This is a genomic window from Paenibacillus phocaeensis (genome assembly GCF_900021165.1).
GTDB lineage: Bacteria > Bacillota > Bacilli > Paenibacillales > Paenibacillaceae > Fontibacillus > Fontibacillus phocaensis.
Genome location: NZ_FCOQ01000018.1, coordinates 295,794 through 316,010, shown reverse-complemented (window position 1 = coordinate 316,010; position 20,217 = coordinate 295,794). Strand labels below are relative to the sequence as shown.

The following is a 20,217-nucleotide window of genomic DNA, read 5'->3' as shown; positions in this document are numbered from 1 at the left end:
AACTTTGAATCAGTTACCAACATTATTCTGTTCATTTATTGCACTATTTTGAGGTTGCAAAAAAAAGCTGCCCCCATCATTGGATAAGGGAGCAGTTGTCCGATTCATTCGGTTTACGGTGATTCCAGGGTTTCGTTTAAATTCGGGCTAACTTCCGGTGCGAGTCGGATCCGGGACCGGCGCGCCGAAATTCGGCGTACCGTCCTCGTTCCAGACAAATGGCTGGGCCCGCGTATGCCGATTCGGATCATACAGCGGGTCGCCGACGATCTCCTTGTAGTTGCGGGCATGATATATTAGCACATCGCGCCCGTCTTCCGAGACGGTAAAGCTGTTATGCCCCGGCCCGAACTGCCCGGCAGCCTCATCGGTGGCGAACACCGGGACCGGCGATTTCGTCCAGGAGGCGGGGTCCAGCAGATTCGCCGTTTCGGCGGCGGCAAGGAGCCCCATACAATAATGATGGTCGGTTGCGCTGGCCGAATAGCTGATGAAGATTCGTCCATTTCGCCGCAGTACCGCCGGGCCTTCGTTGACCTTGAAGCCGACCGTCTCCCAGTCGTATTCCGGCGTGGAGATCATCGCTTGCTCTCCGGTCAGCGTCCAGGGGTTGCTCATCCGGGAGATGTACAGATTGGAGTTGCCGTCGATCTGCGGATCCTTCTGCGCCCAAACGTAATAACGTTCCCCCCGGTGCTCGAACGTCGTCGCATCCAGCGCGAACGACTCCCAGCGCGTCCGGATCTGCCCTTTCTCTTCCCATGCGCCTTCCAGCGGATTGGCGGAGGCGTTCTCCAGCACGTACATTCGATGATCAAACAAACCTTCGTTCGTTTCCGTCGTCCGCGCCGCGGCAAAGTAGATGTACCATTTTCCATCGATATAATGGATTTCCGGCGCCCAGATATTGGCGCTCAGCGGACCGCTCTCATATTTGCGCCAAGCGATGACCGGCTCCGCATCCCCCAATCCTTGCAGCGTCGTTGACCGGCGGATTTCAATCCGGTCGTATTCGGGAACGGAGGCCGTAAAGTAATAATACCCGTCCCGATGCTTATAAACCCACGGGTCTGCCCGCTGTTCTACAATGGGATTTAAATACGTCTGCTTGTGATTCATGTCGGTTTCTCCTTCTATGATTAGTTGACATTGAGCGCGAATCCGAATCCGCCTATCCTTTGACCGCTCCCGCTGTCATCCCGTCGATAAAGTATTTTTGGAACGCGACGAACAGGATAAAGATCGGAATGATGGAGAAAAAAGAACCCACGATCAGCAAATCATAATTGTTTCCGTAAGGAGTCAGCAGCGTCTTGAGCCCGATCGGCAGTGTATATTTGTTTGCATCGCTCAACACCATAAACGGCCACAGGAAGTTGTTCCAGCTGTTCATCCCGTTGAGGATGGCCATTGCAGCAAAAGAAGGTTTCATTATCGGCAGGATCAGCCGCACGTAAATCCCGTATTCGCTGGCTCCATCCACGCGTCCGGCGGCGATGATTTCCCGGGGAATTCCCCGCAGATACTGCCGAAAGAAGAAGATCGTCGCCGCGCTGGCGATCCCCGGCAGAATGATGGCCGAATACGAGTTCATCAGCCCGATATCATATGTCAACGTATACAGTGGCAGCAGCAGGATTTCAAACGGAACCATCATAATCAGCAGCACGCAGACGAACAGGACATTTTTCCCCTTAAATTCATACGCCGAAAATCCATATGCTACCGTGGCGCTGACCAGCAGAGTCACAACCACCTGCACGATCGTCAGCAGAAGTGAATTAAAAAACCACAAAAAATAAGAATGGTTGCCCGTAAACAGGTAAATGAAGTTGTCAAAGCTCATAGCCGATAGATCGAACCGCAAATTCAGCCCGTACCGGATCAAGTCCTCTCCAGGCTTAAATGAAGCGAGCGTAACGGCATAAAAAGGCAGAAGGATCAGCACGCACAAGAAGGCAAAAAACACGAACAGGACGATTTTGATCGGCAAGCTGCGAGTTGATTTCGTCATGCTTCCTCCTCCTTCTTGAACATGCCGGTGAAGGCCAACTGCGTCAGGTTAATGACCATCGTGATGATCAGAAGCACGATACCGACGGCGGCTGCATACCCCAGGTTGTTCTTCTCAATCCCTTGGCGGTACAAATAGCCGACGATAGTCAAGCCGATATTTTTCGGAGAATTGTTGCCGTTCCAGAGCATCATGCTTTCGATAAACATCGCCAATCCAGCATAAATGCTGATCGTTAATACATAAATTGTCGTCGGCTTCAACAGCGGCATGGTGATTTTCGTAAATCGCTGAATAGGCGAGGCGCCGTCGATCGAAGCGGCTTCGTAATATTCGTCGGGGATATTTTTGAGTCCGGATAAGAAGTAAAGCATGTTCACCCCGGTCCATCTCCAGGTTGCCAAGGCCAGCAAAGCGATGAATCCGGTTGTTTGCCCTTTCAGGAATTTGATCGGTTCGACGCCAAACAACCCCAGGAAGCTGTTGATTAACGAACCTTCCATTTCCCCGAACATCAGGCGGAAAATGGTCCCGGCAACGACAACCGAAGTCAGGGCCGGGAAGAAAAACGAGGATTTGAAAAACTCTCTGGCCCACATGAATTTATTGTTGATTAATACAGCAAACAGCATCGGAAACGGAATCAGGATCACTAAAGTTAACACCATATAGATCGCACTGTTGCCCACTGCTTTGAGGAAAATGCCGTCGCCCATCAATTTATCGTAATTGTCTACGCCAATCCAGGCCGCTTCCTGTCCCAGCGTGACCTTCTGGAAGCTCATTCCGAAGGAACTGGCCAGCGGATACACCCAGAAGAGGAGGAAAACGAGCACGAACGGCAGAACAAATACGTAAGGAGCTACCTTTTGCGAGTAAAGGAATTTTTTGACCATCGCCATCCCCCTTTTAAACAGAGCTACTCCGGATGGAGTAGCTCGCTGCTTATTTCAATCGATTCGGGATTACTTCAGCTCCTGCTCGATTTGCGCCTGCGCATCGTCCAGGGCTTGCTTGATATCCTTGCCATCTTCGAAAATCTCGTTCAGCGTGACGGTACACAACACATTGTTGATGGTTGGCGATGCCGAGGTCGACTTGATCAGTTGAATTTCATCCTTGATGTCGGCCAGCACGTCAAACGGGTTGTTTACGAAATATTGCACAAACTGGTTATCCGGGTTATGGGTGACGTCTTTCATTTCCCAAACATCCATGTTCACCGGGTCGAAGCCCAGCGTGTTCCAGATCTCGATGTTGGCATCCTCCGACAATTTGGCAAAAGCGAGGAAGTCCTTCGCAAGCGTAATGTCCTTCGCCGTCTTGGTCACGACCGTCCCGGTTCCGCCGCCGCCGACCGATCGCGGCATGCCTTTCTCAATAACCGGGATTGGCGCAATGGCGATCTTCCCGGACAAGTCCTTCATGTAGTTCGTGTAACGCGACATTTGCCACAACGGCATGAATGCGGTTGCATAGTTGCCTGCGTTAAATTCCCCGTACGCCTCTTCCGTATCCGGCTGCCCGCCGGCAATCGTGGCGATGACATTGTTATCCTGCAGGTCCTTCAGCAGGGTGAGCGCCTTCACCATCGCTTCCGAATTGACGACCGGGTTCCCGGCGTCGTCCGTAAAATCCGTCCCTTGCTGCGCCAGCAGCTGGGAGGCTTGCCACGTTGCGCTCGTATCGGCGGTCCCCATATACTTCCCGGTTTTCTCATAGACTTGAATCCCGGCTTTTTTGAAATCCTCCCAAGTAACGATCGTCTTGTAATCCACCCCGGCCGCTTCCAAAATTTCCGTGTTGTAGAACGCGACCGAAGCGCCTACGTGGGTCGGAACGCCATAATTCTTGCCGTCTTTGCTGTAAAGGTCGATTCTCGATTTGACGATCGTGTCCCGATACGGATCGATGACGTCGTTCAGTTCGACCAGTTGTGGTGTCCCGGCCAGGAAGTCCGGGAACTTGCCTAGCTCGATATCGGCGATATCCGGCGCGCCAACGCCCGTCTGCACGGCAATCGATAATTTGTTGTGCATGTCGTCGTAAGGCATCACGGTGACGTTCAGCTTGATTTGCCGATCCGGATTGGCGGCGTTCCATTTCTCCAGCATTTTCTCAAAATGCTGCCCATGCAGCTCCACGAATGTCCAATAGGACAGCTCCGTCGCGCTTTCTCCAGCTCCGCCGTCCAGCACGGAGGTTTCCCCGCCGGCCGTCGTCGACGCCTTGCCGCAGCCCCATAACCATGTGGCCATCGTTAAAATCAAGAGCACAATCCAACCTTTTTTCTTCATCCTTGACCCTCCCTGACAAAATAAAATCTACACACTTCATCTACAGTCTGTTTCTCTCACTTCTAGCAATACCGGCGGTAAATCGATAGCCTAAGAAGCGCTCGCCTGTTGTGTATAGCTCTAGCTCAAGGATGTTGTCATATTCCATCGGGAGATGCAGTGGACACGCTTGAAGGAGCGCCAGTTCGTTAGTTCCCCGGCTTACCTAAGCGAATAACGTTCCAGGACGCCTTGGCGAATCGGGCTTTGACATAACCGCCATCGCAAGCAGCATCCCCTCTGTTGTGAGGTTTTACGTTCTCGCGCTCCGCCGTATTCACAGCTTTCAGGTCCTCGTGCTCCAGCACGAGATGCTCGATCAGACGGTAACCTTCGAACCCGCGGATATCGCATTCCACTTCAAGAGCCTCCTCCAGGTGGCGGTTCACCGCAAAGATCGTCAGCGTCTCTTCCGCTTCATTGTATACGACGGCGCTATCCAAATAAGGAACATCGGTGTAATCCTTGGCGTCGTATACCGGGGAGTCGACGACCGGTTGCAGGGATACGCCCCGTCCGAAAACCGAAGCATGCATATAAGGGTAAAAGATCGTCTGTTTCCAGGACCGCCCGCCATTCTCCGTCATAATCGGAGCAATGACGTTCACCAATTGGGCCATGCAAGCCATCTTCACCCGGTCGGCATGGCGCAGGAACGTAATCAGCATACTGCCGACCAGCAACGCGTCCTCGAAGTTGTAGACATCCTCCAGTTGCGGCGGAGCGATCCCCCAAGGTTCGAGCCGGGCATCAGAATCGTTGGAATGGTACCAAACGTTCCATTCGTCGAAGCTGAGGTACATCGTTTTCTTGCTGCGTTTCTTCGCTTTGACATAGTCGCAGGTGGCGATTACCGTCCGGATAAAATGGTCCATGTCCATCGAGCGGGCCAGGAAATTCGCGGAGTCGTTGTCCCGGTTGCCGTAGTATTGGTGCAGGGAGATGTAGTCGGCAACCTCGTAGGTGTGATCCAGCGTCACCGCTTCCCATTCAGGGAACGTCGGCATCGACGAACTGGAACTTCCGCAGGATACCAGCTCGATCCCGGGATCGACCAACCGCATCGCCTTCGCCGTCTCGTAGGCCAGCCGGCCGTACTCCTGCGGCGTCTTCTGCCCGATTTGCCAAGGTCCGTCCATCTCGTTGCCCAGGCACCAGGTTCTGATCTGGTGAGGCTGCTCGTAACCGTGGCTGCGGCGCAAATCGCTCCAATAGCTGCCGCCCGGATGATTGCAGTATTCCAGCAAGTTGCGGGCGGCATCGACGCCCCGTGTCCCGAGGTTCACCGCCATCATCACTTCCGAGCCGACCTCCTTGGCCCATCCGGCAAACTCGTTCGTCCCGACCCAGTTAGGCTCGACCGTTCTCCAGGCCAGTTCCAGACGTTTGGGTCTCGCTTCGACCGGACCCACCCCATCCTCCCAGTTGTATCCGGATACGAAGTTCCCGCCGGGATACCGGATGATCGGAACGTTCAGCTGTTTGACCAGCTCCTTCACGTCGTTTCGGAACCCCATCCGGTCGGCTGACGGATGCGCAGGCTCATAGATTCCTCCGTATACCGCTCGGCCCAGATGTTCAATAAAGGAGCCGTAAATCCGCCGATCCACCTCGGCAATGCTAAAGGCCTTATCGACGACCATCTTCGCCCGCAGTGCTGCTGATGACATGTTGATCACCTTCCGTTTTAGAAAATACTAAATTATTTCGCATATTCTTGAATGAATCCGTTTACAGGTATAAAATAACATATGAGAATTAGCTTGTAAATATATTTATCTAAACTGTTTTATGTTTTTGTAAAGTTAATTAAATAAGTGATGCTAAACCGCATGAAAAACAGTGTAAAACAATTGTATTTTCAATAAACTCCTGAAATTTGATTTAGATTATTCTAAATATAATTGTGAATTTATTACAAAATTAAGCTATTTTTTGAACATTATTTACATTATTTGATTTGATGCTTTCTTAAACGACTGAGTTAGTTTATAATTATCTAAAATAAAACAATCCATAATCCTATTGGAAGAAGGTTCGATTATCCGATGATCTATATTAAGGATTTGATGAGCGGGATCGATATTTTTAAAGCGTTAAGCTCCGAGATCAGGATTCAAATCCTCGAATTGCTGGCGAAGAACCAAGCCTTAAATCTGAACGACCTGGCCACCAAGCTGGGGTTGAGCAACGGGGCCATTACGATGCACATTAAGAAGCTCGAGGAGAGCGGCCTGATTGAAATCAATACGACCGTCGGCAAACACGGCATCCAGAAAATATGTTATCTGAACAAAGACAAGTTGATGGTCGACCTGCGGAGCAAAGATGTCGACAACTTATATGAAGTGGAAATCCAGGTGGGCCACTACAGCAACTATCAGGCGGTTCCGACCTGCGGGCTCGCCACAAAAGACAGCATCATCGGCGACTTCGACGATCCCCGATACTTCGCCGATCCGCAGCGGATCGATTCGGAGATCATATGGTTGTCCGAGGGTTTCCTGGAATACCGCATTCCGAACTACCTCAAGCCGAATCAGACGTTCCGGGAAATTCAATTTTCGATGGAGCTGGGTTCGGAGGCCCCCGGCTATTGCGACAACTATCCGTCCGACATCTATTTCTATTTGAACGGCGTCGAAATCGGTTTCTGGACGAGTCCGGGCGATTTCGGCGATGCGCGCGGGACGTTTAACCCGGATTGGTGGCCGCCGCATCTGAACCAATACGGGATGCTGAAGCTGATCCGCATTAACAACGAAGGCAGCTTTATCGACGGTTGCCGCATCTCTGACGTCACGCTGGAACAGATTAACCTGGATTTCAAGAGCGAGCTGACGTTTCGCATCGCCGTCACCGACAAGCCGATTAACAAGCGGGGGTTGACCATCTTCGGCCGGAATTTCGGCAATTACAGCCAGGATCTGTTGGCCCGGGTGCTGTATGATGTAAGGGAGGAATAAACGAACAGCAGCCATCAGGTTGACCTGGTGGCTGCTGTTTGTCATGCGCAAGATAAACTCACAGGGGCTGACCGTTGTCGACGGTGAGAGTTTGCCCGGTAACTCATGTTTACATCTCCTCCTTCATTCGAAGCGGATTCGGTGCCTTTGCTGCCTTTGTTTCCTCGGCTTGCGGCTTGCCGTTCCCCTGCCAATTCACCAGGAAGACGCCTGCACAAGTCAGGGCCCCGCCCACGTAAACGTACCAAGCGATGTGCTCGCCAAGCAGCAGCCAGCTGCAAAGTAGGCTAAAGATCGGTACGAGGAACAGGAACGAGCTGGTTTTGCCCGGATCGCTATGGCTTAGCAAATAGAACCATAACGTAAATTGAACGATGGAACAGAACAAGACCATCCATACGACCACCCAGCCCGACGTGAAGTTCAGTTCGAAGGCGGGCTGCTCTCCTGCAAAGCTGAGGATCAGCAGCAGGATACCGCCCACCAGCATTTGGTAGGCGGCCAGGACGCTTTTATCGAACGCCGGGCCGATTCGGTTAATGATTAACGTGGCGACGGTGAAGCATACGGCTCCAGCGAGCGCAAGCAAGGTGCCGGGATCCAGGCTCAGATGCGCCCCGAAGGTGATCACCACGCCGATAAAACCGATCGCCACGCCGAACCATTGCCTAACGCGGTACGCGGTGCCCATCAACGCCCCCCAAACGAGCAGCATCAGCGGGCTGGTACTCGAGATGATCGCCGACTCCCCGGAGGTGATCCACCGCATGCTGTAGGCCGTGAAGCCCATCACCCCGGCCGATTGAAACAAGCCGAGCAGCATGATTTGCAGCCAGGCTCTGGCTCCTTGGGGCTGCGGTCTTTTGGCGCTGAACAAGGCAAGCAATCCCCCGGCGAACAAGAAACGGATCCCCATGAGCATAAGGGGCGTTGTATACCCCAACCCCAGCTTGGCAACAGGGTAGGCCGTCCCCATCAAGAAGGTGGTTAACAGCAGCAAACCTGTATATTTGTAAATGTTCATGAAGTTCTTCCTCCCGTGATGTAAGTCATGTTTGTATTGTAAGGGAGGTATGCCATTATGTATAATGATTGATAAAGATATCTGATATCATTTTTAGTGATACCTTATTGGAAAGGGGACTCCCGCTATGGAGAGTACGGATTTACGAATCTTTCAAGCGGTTGCCCGGGAAGGGTCCATCACGAAAGCCGCCGACCGGCTGGGTTATGTGCAGTCCAACGTAACCGCCCGCATCAGGCAGTTGGAATCGGAGCTTGGAACGGGGTTGTTTTACCGTCATAACCGCGGCATGACCTTGACCTCCAGCGGCAAAACGCTGCTGGATTACACCGATAAAATCGTCGGTCTGCTGGACGAAGCGACGACGGCGCTCTCCTTCTCCGGCGAACCTGCCGGCCCGCTTACGATCGGCTCGACGCAGACGACGGCGGCGGTGCGGATGCCCAAGCTGCTGAGCCGATATTACGAAATGTATCCGAAGGTGGAGTTAACGCTGACGACCGATTTCTCCGACCGCCTGGCCGAGAAGGTGCTGCAATATGAGCTGGACGTGGCCTTTGGCAGTTTCCGGTACCGCCATGAAGATCTGGCCTCCATCCCCGTGTTCGACGAGGAGGTTGTCGTCATCTCTCCACCGGGCATAGCCAGCCTGGATGAGGCCCTGGCGAAACCGAGCCTGGTTTACAGCCAGAGCTGCACTTACCGCGAAATGCTGGAGGAGATGCGGCAATCTCGCGGCAGAACTTACGTCGGCACGATGGAGTTCGGCACGCTGGAAGCCATCCTCGGCGGCGTATCGGCCGGCCTCGGCATCTCGCTGGTTCCTCGGATCGTCGCCGAGAAGCCGGAGCAGGACGGCACCGTGCGAATCCACGAGGTTCCGGAGGCGATGCGGCACATGAAGACCGAACTCCTCTACCGCAAAAACGCCCATCCCACCAGTGCGCTTCGCGCTTTAATGGAGCTGCTGGGGGTAGGATAAGAGACTCGGGTAAGCCCAAGGCCATGAATCGCGACAAAAAATCACCTTATTCCGAAGAAACCGGGGTTCCCGGCGGAAATAAGGTGATTTATTACCGCTATTTCGCTTAAACGCGCCGGCGGGACCCCTTCGTGAGGTCCCGCCGGCGCATTTAAGCGCGGCCGGGGCGCCTGGCCCGGCCGCGAACGGTTCGCGCGCTAGGCCTGCCCCGCCTCGTTCAGCGCCCGCAGCAACGTGCGGCGGTCGCGCACCCGGTGGGCTTCGCGCAGGCTGCGCGCGAACAGCTNCTCGGCTTCGCCGGGCAGGTCCCGCAGCCAGGCGCGGACCTGCTCCCCGTGTTCCCGGAGCGCCGCGGGCTCGGCGCCCGGGAAGGTCCCTTCGCCCGCGGCGTGGTACGCGCGGGCGATCTCGGCGCAGGCAACGCCGACTTTGGCGCCGTGCAGCAGCGCCCGCCGGCCCAGGCGCAGGTACTCCATCTCCCAGTAATGGGAGAGATGGTGCTCGGCGCCCGAGGCCGGGTGCGACTGCCCGAACAGCAGCATGGCGATGCCCGATTCGATCAGCGCCGTCATCAAGGCGCGGATCCCTTCTTCCGTGCGCGCGCCGATCGCCTCGGCGTGCGTCACGCAGCTCAAAAGCGCGCGCTCGGTAATCGCCGCCGCCTGTTCGTCATAAGGTTCCCCCGCCGTCAGGCGGGAGAACTTCCAATCGAACAGGCTGGTGTACTTGCCGAGCATATCGCCAAAACCCGCGGCGACCAGCCGCTGCGGGGCCGCCATCAGGACGTCGAGGTCGGCGAAGATCGCAACCGGCGGAACAGCCGGTACCGTCTTCTTGACCCCGCGCAGGATGAGCGGCGCACCCGCGGAGGTGAAGCCGTCCACGGACGGCGCCGTCGGCACCGAGACGAACGGCTTGCCGGTCTTGTGGGCGGCAAACCGGACGATGTCGTGAATCGTCCCGGAGCCCACCGCGAGCAGCGCGGCCGTCTCCTCCGGGCGAACCTCCAGCAGCAGTTGGACGATCGCAATCTCGTCGGCCACCACGTCCCCCTGCGCGTCCGGTTGAATGAGGCAGACGCGCGCATCGACGCCTTCGGCCGCAAGCAAACCCGATAGCTGCTCCCCCGCCGCCGCATACGTAAGATCGTCCGCCACCAGCAGGACGTGTTCATAACCTTGTTCCCGCAAATAAGGGGCGACTTTCCGGATTGCCCCCCGCTCTAGTTCAATCACCTTCAACTGCTCCAATACCTTGTCTTGCAGCATGGTATCCCCTCCTTGGGCCATCCATCAACTTCCTGCAATTTAACCGTTGATCCGTCGCTCCGCACCCACACGCTTACTCCGCAGCTTTTTTGATCCGCTTCAGCCGTTTCATCACGTCGTTTTCGCCGCGGCCGAAGTAGTCGTGCAGCTTGCTGTACTCCTGGTACAGCTTCTCGTACACTTCCACGTGCGCCGGAATCGGCTTGAACGTTTCCTCCTGGACCCTGGCCATTTTCCCGGCCGCGTCCAGGATCGAATCGTACCCGCCAGCCTCCGCGCCTGCGGCTACCGCCGCGAACATCGCCGCGCCGAGGGCCGGCGTCTGCTTGGAATCCGCCACGAAAATCTCGCGGTTCGTCACATCCGCATAGATCTGCATCAGCAGGCGATTTTTCTGCGGCAGCCCGCCGCAGGCGTACAACACGTCCACCCGCACGCCGTTCCGATCGAACGCGTCGACGATTTTGCGCGTGCCGAAGGCGGTAGCTTCCAGCAGCGCCCGGTAAATTTCCTGCGGTTTGGTCAGCAGTGTCATCCCCAGCATCAAGCCGGTCAAATCGGTATCCACCAGCACGGACCGGTTGCCGTTCCACCAATCGAGCGCGAGCAGGCCGGTTTGCCCCGGTTTGTATGCGGCGGCTTCCCGCTCCAGCCATTGGTGTACATTCAGGCCCTCCTTCTCGGCCGCTTCCTTCACGTACGCCGGCAGCGCTTCTTCAACGTACCATTCGAAAATGTCGCCCACGGCCGACTGTCCGGCCTCGTAGCCGTACAAGCCCGGGATGATCCCGTCTTCGACCACGCCGCACATGCCTTCCACCTGCTTCTCTTCCGTCCCCAGCAGCATGTGGCAAATCGAGGTGCCCATCGCCATCACCAGCTTGCCCGGCGTAACGACGCCAACGGCCGGCACAGCCGCATGGGCGTCCACGTTGCCCACCGCCACGGCGATCCCCGGCGCAAGGCCCATCATCTCGGCCATCTCCGGCAGCAGCCCGCCCGCATTCGTTCCGAGCGGAATCACATCGCCGCGCAGCTTCGTATCCGTCAAATCCTCCAGCCGGGGATCCAGCGCCGTGAAATACGCCTTGCTCGGATACCCGTCCCGCTTGTGCCAAATCGCTTTATAGCCCGCCGTACAGCTGTTGCGGACGATGTTGCCGGTCATTTGCGCGATCACCCAATCGGTCGCTTCCAGGAACAGGTCGGCCTTCTCGTAGATCTCCGGCGCTTCATCGAGGATTTGCCATACCTTGGCGATCATCCACTCGGAGGAAATCTTCCCCCCGTACCGCGGCAAAAACGCCTCTCCCCGCGCAGCCGCAATTGCGTTGATCTTGTCGGCCTCCGGCTGGGCCGCATGGTGCTTCCACAGCTTCACCCAGCTATGCGGGTTGTCGGCCAGCGCCGAATCAAAGCTAAGCGGCTGACCCTGCGCATCCACCGGCAACATCGTGCAGGCGGTAAAATCGATCCCGATCCCGATCACATCCGCCGGATCGATCCCCGATTCCTTCAGCACCGCAGGCACCGAGCGCCGCAGCACCTCAATATAGTCGCCGGGATGTTGCAAGGCCCAATCATGCTCGAGCTTGATTCCGGAGCCGGGCAGCCGCTCGTCGATGACGTGGTGCGGATACGGCGTAACGTGGTCGGCGACCTCCCGGCCGTCCGACAGATCGACCAGCACGGCGCGTCCGGACTGGGTGCCGTAGTCGACGCCGATCGTGTATTTTTTTCCGATACTCATCGTGATCCCTCCCCGTTATTTCTGCCCGTAATAGGCATTCGCTCCATGCTTCCGCAGAAAATGCCGATCCAGCAGCGTCTGATCCATCGCCGGCGTATCCGGATGAATCTGCAACATGCGGGCGGCGATCTTCGCCACCTCTTCCAACACAACCGCATTATGGACGGCGTTATGCGCGTCCTTGCCCCATACGAACGGCGCGTGCGAATGCACGAGCACCCCGGGAACCCGGTTCGGATCCAGCCCCAGCTCGGCAAACCGCTCCACGATCACATTGCCTGTCTCCAGCTCGTAAGCGCCTTCGATTTCTTCCCGCGTCATCGGCCGCGTCACCGGAATCTCACCGTAAAAATAATCCGCATGCGTCGTTCCGTACGCCGGCAGCGCCCGCCCCGCCTGGGCCCAGCTGGTTCCCCAAGGGGAATGCGTATGCACGACCCCGCCGATGTCGGGAAACTCGCGATACAGCACAAGATGTGTCGGCGTATCGGAGGACGGACGCAGGTTCCCCTCCACCACGTTCCCTTCCAGATCGACGACGACCATGTGTTCCGGCTTTAAATCCTCATACGGCACGCCGCTTGGTTTAATGACGAACCGTCCGCTTTCCCGGTCGATCCCGCTGACATTCCCCCACGTAAACGTGACCAGTCCATACTTCGGAAGCTCCAGATTGGCCTCCCACACCTGCTGCTTTAAGGCTTCCAACATCGCTTGATCCAACCCCTTTCCTCATCCCATCCTAAAAAAGGTACGTACAAGTTACCAAGCACCTGCTTCAACTCCAAGCGGCACCGCCCCGCCAAACTTCAGCAGGACGATGACACCGCCAAGTTGCCTCGTTCCAGTTTATTTCGACTCCGTCCGCTCCAGCACCGAATCCCGTTCAATCAGCTCCGGCTCAAACACCGTATCGTCCGGCCTTTCCCCCCGCTCGATCATTCCGATCAACTGGCGGGCGGCGAGTTCGCCCATCGCCGTTTTGGGATGGGTCAGCGTCGTTAGCTTCGTGCCCGAGGCCGCCGCCAGGCTGGAATCGTCGAAGCCGATAACGGACAAGTCCTCGGGAACCCGCAAGCCGCAGGCGGCTGCGGCGTCCATCAGCAGCACCGCCAGCTCGTCATTGTAACATACCAGCGCCGTTGGCCGCGTATCCGACATTTTTTGAAGCAGGTCCAGCGCCTTTTGGTAGACGAAATCCCCTTTTTGCTCCGTCGTAAACGTCACCACATGCTGTGGCGACACCGTGATCCCAAAGTCCCGATGGGCGGAGAGGAACCCCTTCAGCCGGTTTACGCCCTGCAGGTCATCCCTTTTGAAGAACCCGGCGATCTGCCGATGCCCCTTCTCTAGCAGGTAACGCGCCGCCTTCCGCCCCCCCGCCTCATCGTTCACCTTCAGGCAAGGACATTCCAGCTCATGATATTTTTCGTTGATCATCAAATAAGGAATGCCCTTCTCCTGCAGCTCCAAAAAATACCCCAAATTCGGGTTGCCCTCCGCGCTTTTCGTCGGCTCGATGATCAGTCCGCTGAGCGGCTGGCTCGTCATGAGCTGCAGGCTGTCCATCTCTTTCTCCTTCGTGTTGTCCGTGCTCGACAGCAGCAGGCGATACCCGTGCTGGCGCAACTCCGCTTCCGCCCCCCGAACGATATGGGGAAAAATATAATCCGAAATATACGTCGTCATTATCCCGATCGTCTTGACCGCTTCGCCTTCCCGCCGCCCGGGATGCCGGACGAACGTGCCTTTGCCTTGGATGCGCTCCAGCCAGCCGTCTTTCTCCAGCTCTCCGAACGTCTGCCGAACCGTCTGCCGGCTTAAGCCGAACTGCTCCGCAATTTCGTTCTCCGAAGGAACCTGCTGCCCGGGCTGAAGTTTTCCTTGCTCGAGCCAGGACAGCAATTCGTTTTTGAGCTGCATATATTTCGGAATTTTTCGGTCATTCATGTTTCGTCCACCCTTCACCAATGCCGCCGTTCTTTTTGTACTCCCCGTTATTGTAACATAGGCCGGGCGAACGCAGAGGGCTGGTACTGATCCCCCCTTATCTAAAAGCTTCGATTAACGCAGCCGATAAGCGGCATCGCTCCAGCGCAGCTCATTCTTGAAGCGCGGTACCGAGGTATCCTTGTCGATGATCACCGTTTCAATGCCGGCCATTTCCGCCCAGTCGGACAGGTTCTCGGCTGTAATCGCGTAAGACAGCACCGTATGATGCGCCCCGCCGGCCAAAATCCACGCTTCCGCCGACTCGCGCAGCGAAGGTTGCGGCTTCCACAATACGCGGGCCACCGGCAGCTTCGGCATCGGCTTCTCCACCTTCACGCCGTCCACCACATTGACCAGCAGCCGGAAGCGATGACCCAGATCGACCAGCGAAGCGTTGACCGCCGGACCGGCCTGGCCGTCGAACACGATCCGCGCCGGATCGGCTTTGCCGCCGATGCCCAGCGGATGCACCTCGATCGTCGGCTTCGTCGCCGCAATCGTCGGGCACACCTCCAGCATGTGCGCGCCGAGAATCATATGGTTGCCCGGCTCGAAATGATACGTGTAATCCTCCATGAAGGACGTGCTCTTGTTGTTCGCCAGCACCTTCAGCACGCGCGTCAGGGCCGCGGTTTTCCAGTCGCCTTCGCCGCCGAAGCCGTAGCCGGCTTCCATCAGCCGCTGCACGGCCAGACCCGGAAGTTGCTTAAGTCCGTGCAGGTCTTCGAACGTCGTCGTAAACGCGCCGAATCCGCCTTGCTCCAGAAACCGCTTCATAGCGATTTCAAGCTTCGCCTGATAGGCGATGGAATCGCGCACCGGACCATCGCTTAAGCCCGCTTGGGTAATCGCGTACTGCTCCGCGTACTCCTTCAGCAGCGCTGCGGCTTCTGCGTCGCTGACTTCGCTCAGCACCTGCACCAAATCGCCGACGCCGTACCCGTTGACCGACCAGCCGAACTTGATTTGCGCTTCGACCTTGTCGCCTTCGGTCACCGCCACCTCGCGCATGTTGTCGCCGAAGCGGGCCACCTTGAGCTGACGGCTCTCGGCGTAAGCGGCTGCCGTCCGCATCCAGCCGGCGATCGAGCTGCGCACTTCGCCGTCTTCCCAATGGCCGACGACGATTTTGCGGGCGATGCCGAGTCGGGCGCCGATATGGCCGTACTCGCGGTCGCCGTGGGCGGACTGGTTCAGGTTCATGAAGTCCATGTCGATCGTTTCCCACGGAATATCGCGGTTAAACTGCGTATGGAAATGCAGCAGCGGCTTTTGCAGCTGGGACAAACCGGCGATCCACATCTTGGCTGGCGAGAACGTGTGCATCCAGGTGATAATTCCCGCGCAGGTCTCGTCGCCATTAGCGGCCAAAATCAGCTTGTAGATTTCGTCCGGAGTCGTCACAATCGGCTTGAAAACCACCGGAAAACCGATCGCCGGATCTTGGTCCAGTTGTTCTGCAATAATGCGGGAGTGGGCGGCCACTTCCTCCAGCGTTTCAGGGCCGTACAAGTGCTGGCTGCCGGTCACAAACCAGAAAGAATGCGGTTTCAATTTCATCATGCCAAAGCGCCTCCTAATCGGAAATAACTGCTTGTTAACTTGTACATACCTTATTTGAATTTTCGACAATTTCACTCATATTGTACGTACAAGTTGGATTAACCTTATTCTACTTCCCTCCGGCTCAAAAGGCAATAGCGGGTTCGCTCCTGCCACCCTCCTCCTGCTCCTCCCTCAGCCCTCCCTTTTCAAGATTATCCCTTTCGTTCAGGAGGAGTCGGCTACCGGCGTAGGGGGACAGGCGCCCCTGAGTTAAGACAAGCTTCAATCCATTTCCATGTTGACTGATCAAAGGGGATAATGGTGTAAAGCGTCCGCCGGACATATATCTTCATCTTCTTCAAAAGGTCGGCAAGAAGAAGACTGCCCCCCTCTTTTCAAGATTATCCCTTTCGTTCAGGAGGAGTCGGCTACCGGCGTAGGGGGGACAGGCGTCCCTGAGTTAAGACAAGCTTTTGTCCATTTCCCTGCTGCCTGATCAAAGGGGATAATGGTGTAAAGCGTCCGCCGAACACATATCTTCATCTTCTTCAAAAGAACAGCAAAAAGAAGACATCCCCCGAAGGAAGATGTCTTCCGCTGCTGCTTCTAGGATTCGCCGCTCCGCTGTGATCCCTATCCCAAAATCCCCGGCTGCGGAGTCACGCCAAAGGCGGCAGCCAGATCGCGCAACTGAGCGTCGGTGATCTTTTGCAGCACCGGACGGTCGCCAAGCAACATGTAGATTTGCGCCGCCTTCTCCACGGTTTCGATCAAGCCAAACGCTTCGTCCATCGTCGTTCCCGTGCCAAATATCCCGTGCTGCGGCCAGACGACAACGCGATGCTCGCGCATCTTCGCCGCGGTCGCCCGCCCGATGTCCGGGCTGCCCGGCACCATCCACGGTACGATGCCGACGCCGTCGGGGAAGACCACCAGGCATTCCGTGCACATTTCCCACAGCGTTTTCGTCAGCTTCTTCTCGTCCAGCTCATGGACGAACGTCATGGCCAACGCGTGCGTCGCATGGCAATGCATGACAATACGGTGCGCCGGGTCCACCTTCAGCCGCTCGATGTGGCTCATGAAATGCGCCGGCAGCTCGCTGGTCGGAACTGCGCCGTCCCGCAGGCCCCACAGCACCTCGACCTGATCGCCGCCCTCGGCTACTCGGAGTACGCCCAGGTTCGCTTCCGGATCGGAGATCACGTTTTTGAAATATTTGCCCGAACCCGTCACGATAAAATAACGCCCCGCCAGCTCCTTCACCGGAAACGCGAGCGGCAGCCTCCGCCGCTCCGCCGCAGAATCGGTTCCGCCGAGATGCTTCATTACCTCTGCCTCGTCCAGCAGATAGCTGATGTTTCCCCCGTTCCGCTCATCCCAGCCCAGCCGCCACATGTGATACGTGATTTCCGCCATCTCCCGGATGAAAGGCACTTCCATGCTTGGGTTCCGCCGTCCTTGCTCCACTTCCGCTAATGTCGTACTCACAGTAGGTTTCTCTCCTTTGGTCAAGCTTGTATTTGAAAAAATGCGGATTGCCTCAAATTACGACGATTTACTCCTTACCGCGCCGACAGCACGTTTGTTTCGTAGGTCTTGACGTCCGCCAGCCACGTTTCACGCACCGGCACGCCGTGCGTTGCGCAGAAGTAATCCCATATCGCCCCGTACGGATACGATTTGAATTCTTCGACCAACGCCAAGCGGGACGTATAATCGCCATCCAACTCCAGTTGCTTCAGCGTAGCGACCGGCTCCAGCATCGCCCGCAGCAGCGCTTTTTGCGTGTTGCGCGTCCCGATGACCCAAGCCGCGATATGATTGATGCTGCCGTCGAAGAAATCGAGACCGATGTGCGTGCGCTCCAACAGCTCGCCGCGCACCAGCTCGCGGGCAATTTCCAGCAGCTCGTCGTCCATCGTTACGACGTGGTCGCTGTCCCAGCGCACCGGGCGGCTGACGTGCAACAGCAGCTCGCGGCCAAACAACAGCCAGGAAGACAGCTTGTTGGAGATCGTCTCTGTCGGGTGAAAATGGCCGGCATCGAAGCATACCGCTTTGCCGCGCGACAACGCATAACCCATGTAAAATTCATGCGAGCCGACGACATAACTTTCCGAGCCGATGCCAAACAGCTTGCTCTCGACCGCGTCGATGTTGTACTTCTCGTCGATCGGCTCGGCGAACACCTCATCAAGCGCCTCCATCAACCGGGCCCGCGGCGTCAGCCGATCCACCGGCGAGTCCTTGAAGCCGTCCGGGATCCAGACGTTGGTGACACACGGCTGGCCGAGCGCCCGGCCAAACGATTCGGCAATCTTGCGCGACGCCTTGCAGTGGTCGATCCAGAATTTACGAATCTCCGGGTCGGCGTGGCTGAGCGTGAACCCGTCCTTGGCTTTCTCGTGCGAGAAGCAGGTCGGGTTAAAATCCAAACCCAGCCCCCGCTCCTTCGCCCAATCCACCCAACCGGCAAAATGCCGCGGTTCCAGCGCATCAAGTTCGACCTGTTCGTCCGTATCGGCGTAAATCGCGTGAAGATTGACCTTATGTTGGCCCGGAATCAGCCGCAGCGCTTCATCCAGGTCTTGCCGCAGTTCGTCCGGCGTCCGCGCCCGTCCCGGATAACTGCCGGTAACCGCCAGGCCGCCGCCCAGTTCCTGATCCTTGCGCAGGAATCCCTTGACGTCATCCCCTTGCCAGCAATGCAGCGAAACCTTGATTTGAGCCAATCGTGCCAGCGCGGCATCGACATCGATGCCATGCCGCTCGTATAGTTTTTTCGCCTCGTTGTAGCTGGTTTGAATCGTGTTGTCCATGTTCTGCTCCTCCTTTTGGCATAAATCATCTGTCTAACCACCTGATAGTCCAACCGTTACCGCGCCAGCAAATCCGCGAATCGTTTCCGCGCCTCTGCAATTGGGCGAGCATTTGTCCCGCGAGGAACATAGATCTGGATCGGAAAAGACCGCCGAATCAGCTCGCGCCCCTCGCCGATATCGCGAATCGCGCCGCTGCTGATCATTTGCACCAGCAAATTCCCCAAAGCTGTGGACTCCGTTGGCCCAGCTTCAACCGGAATGCCCGACACGTCCGCCGTCCACTGGCACAGCAGCCCGTTGTTCGCGCCGCCGCCGACGATGTGCAGCGTCTCGGGTTTTTGCCCGGTCAACCGTCCCAGCTCCCTCAGGTAAACCTCATAGGATAAGGCCAAGCTGTCAAAAATGCACCGTGCCACCTCACCCGGCGTATCCGGAACGGGCTGCCCCGTCTCCGCACAATATCGCCGAATCTCCTCGGTCATGTGCGAGGGATTGAGGAAGCGATCGTCGTTACAGTCGATCAGGGAACGAAATGGCGGTGCGGCCTCAGCCAGTTCCACGAATTCGGCATAGCTGTGCTGCTTGCCGTAATCCTTGCGGACCTCCTGGATCAACCACATCCCCATGATGTTTTTCAAAAAACGATACGTCCCATATGCTCCCCATTCGTTCGTATAATTGCGCTCCATCGCTTCCGGCGTCGCTAGCGGCGCCTGCCGCTCCACACCGATCAGCGACCACGTCCCGCTGCTGAGATACGCCCAAGAAGCGCTGCTGGCCGGAACGCCCAATACGGCGGAAGCTGTATCGTGCGTCGCCGCGACGATCAGCTCGCATTCGGGCAAGCCGTAAGCCTGCACCAGCTCCGGCTTGATCGGCCCAAGCCGTGTTCCGGGCTCCGTCAGAGCCGGAAACTTCGACCGGGACACCCCCAGCAGTTCCAGCAAATCCGGGTCATACTCACGGGTTTGCAGGTTCAGCAAAGCGGTAGTCGAGGCGTTCGTCAGTTCGTTCATCCTCCGCCCTGACAATAGATAATAAAGATAATCCGGCACAAGCAGGATATCCTTGGCCTCCGCCAGTTCTTCCCGATCATGTGCATACAATTGATATAACGTATTAAAAGACAAATGCTGAATGCCGGTTTTTTCATAAATCCGCGCAAACGGATAAACCGCGTGAACCTGAGGGACGGCCTCAAGTGTGCGGGAATCGCGATAGGCGTACACCTCGCCGATCCGCTTCCCCTTCCCGTCCAGCAGGACATAATCGACCGCCCACGTATCGATGCCCAGCGTGCAGCGCTCAATCCCGAGCTTTTTGGCCTGCTGCAGGCCGCGGAGGATTTCCCGATATAAATGGTCGATATCCCAATAACAATGCCCGTCACGCTCGGAAAACCCGTTGTCAAACCGGTGGATTTCCTGCAGCGACAAACAACCGTCCTGCAGTTCTCCCCGTACGAGCCTTCCGCTGGAGGCGCCGATATCAACGGCAACGTGAATACTCATCGCT

The 20,217-nt window shown here is 56.6% G+C and carries 16 protein-coding genes; 2 read left to right on the top strand and 14 right to left on the bottom strand.

The annotated features are described in order from the left end of the window. Window positions 1–147: 147 nt before the first annotated feature. The 5 genes from BN3795_RS11515 to arfA form a co-directional block, all read right to left on the bottom strand. Complete coding sequence (locus tag BN3795_RS11515; protein ID WP_068784808.1) at window positions 148–1,119, bottom strand: glycoside hydrolase family 43 protein; 972 nt, start codon at window positions 1,117–1,119, stop codon at window positions 148–150. Window positions 1,120–1,171: 52 nt separating this feature from the next. Next, window positions 1,172–2,014: a carbohydrate ABC transporter permease gene (locus tag BN3795_RS11510; protein WP_068784807.1), complete on the bottom strand. Its 843-nt coding sequence runs from the start codon at window positions 2,012–2,014 to the stop codon at window positions 1,172–1,174. Then, window positions 2,011–2,910, bottom strand: coding sequence for a carbohydrate ABC transporter permease (locus BN3795_RS11505; RefSeq protein WP_068784806.1), 900 nt, complete (start codon window positions 2,908–2,910; stop codon window positions 2,011–2,013). Before BN3795_RS11505 ends, BN3795_RS11510 begins: the two co-directional genes overlap by 4 nt. Window positions 2,911–2,979: 69 nt before the next feature. Further along, on the bottom strand, window positions 2,980–4,311 hold the full coding sequence (locus tag BN3795_RS11500; protein WP_068784805.1) for an ABC transporter substrate-binding protein: 1,332 nt from the start codon (window positions 4,309–4,311) through the stop codon (window positions 2,980–2,982). Between the two features lie 188 nt (window positions 4,312–4,499). Next, window positions 4,500–6,020, bottom strand: a complete 1,521-nt coding sequence (gene arfA, locus BN3795_RS11495) for an arabinosylfuranosidase ArfA (protein ID WP_068784804.1) — start codon at window positions 6,018–6,020, stop codon at window positions 4,500–4,502. Window positions 6,021–6,398: 378 nt separating this feature from the next. On the opposite strand from arfA, the gene BN3795_RS11490 reads away from it, so the two are divergent. After that, window positions 6,399–7,316, top strand: coding sequence for an ArsR/SmtB family transcription factor (locus BN3795_RS11490; RefSeq protein ID WP_068784803.1), 918 nt, complete (start codon window positions 6,399–6,401; stop codon window positions 7,314–7,316). 109 nt (window positions 7,317–7,425) lie between these two features. On the opposite strand, the gene BN3795_RS11485 is transcribed toward BN3795_RS11490, so the two are convergent. Further along, window positions 7,426–8,340 (bottom strand): DMT family transporter, encoded by a 915-nt coding sequence (locus tag BN3795_RS11485; RefSeq protein ID WP_068784802.1) that lies wholly within the window; start codon window positions 8,338–8,340, stop codon window positions 7,426–7,428. Window positions 8,341–8,467: 127 nt separating this feature from the next. Here BN3795_RS11485 and BN3795_RS11480 point away from each other — a divergent pair, with 127 nt between their 5' ends. Further along, window positions 8,468–9,322 carry a LysR family transcriptional regulator gene (locus BN3795_RS11480; protein ID WP_068784801.1) on the top strand — a complete coding sequence of 285 codons (855 nt, stop codon included), beginning with the start codon at window positions 8,468–8,470 and terminating at the stop codon, window positions 9,320–9,322. 197 nt (window positions 9,323–9,519) lie between these two features. Here the strand turns inward: BN3795_RS11480 and BN3795_RS11475 are convergent, their stop codons facing one another. The 8 genes from BN3795_RS11475 to rhaB all read right to left on the bottom strand — a co-directional run bounded on the left by BN3795_RS11475 (window position 9,520) and on the right by rhaB (window position 20,213). Beyond that, on the bottom strand, window positions 9,520–10,590 hold the full coding sequence (locus tag BN3795_RS11475; RefSeq protein WP_110945180.1) for a sn-glycerol-1-phosphate dehydrogenase: 1,071 nt from the start codon (window positions 10,588–10,590) through the stop codon (window positions 9,520–9,522). 73 nt (window positions 10,591–10,663) lie between these two features. Continuing rightward, on the bottom strand, window positions 10,664–12,334 hold the full coding sequence (locus BN3795_RS11470; protein ID WP_068785370.1) for a ribulokinase: 1,671 nt from the start codon (window positions 12,332–12,334) through the stop codon (window positions 10,664–10,666). 21 nt (window positions 12,335–12,355) lie between these two features. Then, window positions 12,356–13,051, bottom strand: coding sequence for an L-ribulose-5-phosphate 4-epimerase (gene araD, locus BN3795_RS11465; RefSeq protein WP_068785369.1), 696 nt, complete (start codon window positions 13,049–13,051; stop codon window positions 12,356–12,358). A 138-nt stretch (window positions 13,052–13,189) separates the two neighbouring features. After that, window positions 13,190–14,290 (bottom strand): GntR family transcriptional regulator, encoded by a 1,101-nt coding sequence (locus BN3795_RS11460; RefSeq protein WP_068784799.1) that lies wholly within the window; start codon window positions 14,288–14,290, stop codon window positions 13,190–13,192. A 114-nt stretch (window positions 14,291–14,404) separates the two neighbouring features. Further along, entirely contained in the window at window positions 14,405–15,895 is a 1,491-nt protein-coding gene (gene araA, locus BN3795_RS11455; RefSeq protein ID WP_198524699.1) for an L-arabinose isomerase, read from the bottom strand. Between the two features lie 615 nt (window positions 15,896–16,510). Next, window positions 16,511–17,320 carry a rhamnulose-1-phosphate aldolase gene (gene rhaD, locus BN3795_RS11445; RefSeq protein ID WP_068785367.1) on the bottom strand — a complete coding sequence of 270 codons (810 nt, stop codon included), beginning with the start codon at window positions 17,318–17,320 and terminating at the stop codon, window positions 16,511–16,513. Window positions 17,321–17,442: 122 nt separating this feature from the next. Further along, the gene (gene rhaA, locus BN3795_RS11440) at window positions 17,443–18,699 is read right to left on the bottom strand and encodes an L-rhamnose isomerase (RefSeq protein ID WP_068784797.1); all 1,257 of its coding nucleotides are present in this window, start codon (window positions 18,697–18,699) and stop codon (window positions 17,443–17,445) included. A 56-nt stretch (window positions 18,700–18,755) separates the two neighbouring features. Then, complete coding sequence (gene rhaB, locus BN3795_RS11435; protein WP_068784796.1) at window positions 18,756–20,213, bottom strand: rhamnulokinase; 1,458 nt, start codon at window positions 20,211–20,213, stop codon at window positions 18,756–18,758. Window positions 20,214–20,217: the final 4 nt, after the last annotated feature.